Source organism: Robertmurraya sp. (genome assembly GCF_036676585.1).
Classification (GTDB): Bacteria; Bacillota; Bacilli; order Bacillales; family Cytobacillaceae; genus Robertmurraya_A.
This window is the reverse complement of record NZ_JAKFCQ010000048.1, coordinates 1-2,922: the sequence shown is the minus strand read 5'-3', so window position 1 is coordinate 2,922 and position 2,922 is coordinate 1. Positions and strand designations below refer to the sequence as shown.

At 34.2% G+C, this 2,922-nt stretch carries 3 protein-coding genes and 1 pseudogene; 3 read left to right on the top strand and 1 reads right to left on the bottom strand.

Going from position 1 to position 2,922, the window contains the following annotated elements:
* Positions 1-442 precede the first annotated feature (442 nt).
* Positions 443-1,009: a cyclophilin-like fold protein gene (locus ACGLXV_RS05800; protein ID WP_391557895.1), complete on the top strand. Its 567-nt coding sequence runs from the start codon at positions 443-445 to the stop codon at positions 1,007-1,009.
* An 84-nt stretch (positions 1,010-1,093) separates the two neighbouring features.
* On the opposite strand, the gene ACGLXV_RS05795 is transcribed toward ACGLXV_RS05800, so the two are convergent.
* A complete protein-coding gene (locus ACGLXV_RS05795; protein ID WP_391557894.1) occupies positions 1,094-1,639 on the bottom strand; it encodes an AraC family transcriptional regulator in 546 nt (181 codons plus the stop codon).
* 158 nt (positions 1,640-1,797) lie between these two features.
* Between ACGLXV_RS05795 and ACGLXV_RS05790 the strand changes: the two are divergent.
* A pseudogene (locus ACGLXV_RS05790) lies at positions 1,798-1,956 on the top strand (histidine phosphatase family protein); the annotation flags it as partial.
* Between the two features lie 229 nt (positions 1,957-2,185).
* Complete coding sequence (locus ACGLXV_RS05785) at positions 2,186-2,821, top strand: 2OG-Fe(II) oxygenase (protein WP_391557893.1); 636 nt, start codon at positions 2,186-2,188, stop codon at positions 2,819-2,821.
* Positions 2,822-2,922 lie beyond the last annotated feature (101 nt).

Here is a 2,922-nt window from a genome sequence, read left to right as displayed (position 1 = left end):
GTGGATCTATATGACAGAATGGAATACATCCCGTTCAAAAAACTCGATTCCTTCTTTAAAGAAAATCTGTAGAAAAAATAAGGTAATTGGAGATGAAACGCTCAAATCTAGTTTCGTTTGCGGAGGGTGAGTTTACACTCACCCTTTTCTGTTTATTAATAACCTTAATTAATTCAGGAGTTTCATATTTGTTATCTTTAAACATACAAAAAACTCTCACTCATTAATTACTAGCTGAAGGATATGTTTTTGTTAGAGATGTACCATCTGTGGGTAAAACAATGATGGTGCGTGTTCTCGCAAAATCATTCAATAATAAAAGATAAATTAATTAGCTATATATAGGATTTGAGTTACATTAGAAAAAATGCAAACTGTGATTATACTTCTAATGCTAGTATGATCCTGAACATTCCTAAAGTTAAATAATGGAGGCAATTTTATGAGAAAAAGGCGTAAATGGATAGTTTTGATTTTACTGGCTACTTTAACCTTTCTAACAGCTTGCGGTAACAAAGAAAGTGAAAACAACATTAGTACCGAGGATAATAGGAGTACCAACAAAGATGGTGAACAAATAGATTCAACTGAATCAGATAACGAAACTAATCAAGGTTCTACATTAGATAATGAAGACTCTGATACTGCAGGAGATGTAAGAATAAAAATATCTTTTAACAACGAAGAAGTCATAGTAAAAATGTTTGATAATCCAACGAGCAGGGATTTTTTGACATTACAACCACTTACGATAACATTAGAAGATTATGCAAGTACAGAAAAAATACATTACCTATCAAGGGAATTATCAACGGAAAAAGCACCATCAGGTAGTGATCCGTCAGTTGGAGATTTTGCTTACTATTCTCCATGGGGGAATATAATTATATATTATAGAGATTTCGGCTATTCGAATGGACTTATTAAATTAGGCAAGATTGAATCTGGAGTAGAAAAGTTTGAAAGTATTCCTGATAATATTCCTGTTACAATTGAAAAAATTAATTAAAGCAATGCGTTTTATAGTTTCAGTATTATGACAAACTTCGATTAATTATTCGATCACCATTGCTACCCTTTATTGCCATTTGTTCTAAGGCTTCTCCATGAGGACCTTGTAGAATCCAATAAAGAATTTCCTTAGTAAATAGAGGAGCTGTACCGGTATATGTTTAGGATTTTCTACCAACCGGGCTAACCTAAGTACAGCATCCAACAGAACTGGCTCTACTTTGCTTACAAACATAGCACGTTTGGCGTTTTTTTTCTGTCCTATACGAATATCAGGATCACTTAAAACCTCTAAAACTTGATTCGGTGTAAATTCAAGTTTTAGAGCCAAATACGGAATGTCTGAAGAGGCTTTAATAATTTGCCCGGTAACCGGCAAGTCAACAGATGCAACAATGTAATTACTAGGACCGTACCTAAAGTGCTCCTCCGCAAGTATTACTTCCTTTTCCCCCTGAACGATAACACAAAAGGATGTTTCGTTCACTCTAGCAATAGGTTCCGTAACAACTGATTCACGGATTAAATATAAGGATGGAACAACAGTCGGATGAACCCCGTCACTCTCAGAATAACGTTTAATAAGTTTGGCAAGTTCATGCTGCTGTTTACAGATTTCTTCAGACATTTCAGATTCTCCTTATTCCAGCATCTTCTACAGTCCCATTTTATTGCATATTCGTCTATTGTGTAAATGCTAGTGAGAGGAATAGGCAAAAACTTGATGTGATTGTGTTAAGAGGTTCTTTATTAACTGTTGTATAGTTTGAACAAGGAAGGATGATTATGAAAAAGTCCTTTTATTTAATGCGACATGGACAAACTTTGTTTAATGTAAGAAGAAAAATTCAAGGTGCTTGTGATTCTCCTTATACAGAATTAGGAAGACATCAAGCGGAAGTAGCGGGTCAATATTTTAAAGATATTCCAATAGACCAAGCATACCGAACAAAAATTTTTGAATAATCTTAATTTTTTGTCATAAACCAATCAATCCTGTATAGTTAATTAATGGGTAAGTCTAAATTTGAACTTGGAGTACTTTTAGAGATTTTTCTATATAAGTTTTGACAGGAGGTAGGTGGCCTTTTTGGGACTTCTTGTAAAAAATTCAACCCAAGTTCATATCTAGTTATTACGAAACAATTAACTCTGTAATTAAGGATGATGCGAGTTGAAAATTAAAGAGCAAACAATCTTTAACCACAAAGGAAACAGGATTAAAACTGAAGACAAAGAGATTAATATTATTGCTAAATTAGAAGAACCGTTGATTGTTGTCTTAGGAGATGTGCTAAGTGAGGAAGAATGTAATGCATTGATTTCTTTATCAAAAGACAGGGTGGAACGTTCAAAAATCGGCGCTAATCGTGAAGTTGATGATATAAGAACAAGTAGTGGGATGTTTTTTAAAGAAGGAGAAAGCGAACTTGTTACAAGAATTGAAAAGAGAGCATCACAAATTATGAATATCCCTTATGAACACGGAGAAGGCCTACACATTCTTAACTATAAAGTAGGGCAAGAGTATAAGGCACATTTTGATTTTTTTTCATCCCAAAATAAACAGGTGTCAAATCCAAGGATAAGCACTCTTGTCATGTATTTAAATGATGTAGAAGAGGGAGGGGAAACATATTTCCCTAAATTGAATTTGACAATTAACCCTCAAAAAGGAATGGCTGTGTATTTTGAGTATTTTTATGAAGAACAAACGTTAAATGAATTGACGTTTCACGGAGGTGCTCCAGTAATAAAAGGGGATAAGTGGGCTGCGACTCAGTGGGTAAGGCGTAGGAAGATGATTTAATAGCGTCAACCTTCATAATTTAAAGGTTATCTAAATACCATATATAACTCAAGAAACACCCTTTGAAGCACAAGGCGTTCGCTATTGCATTTCAAAGGGTG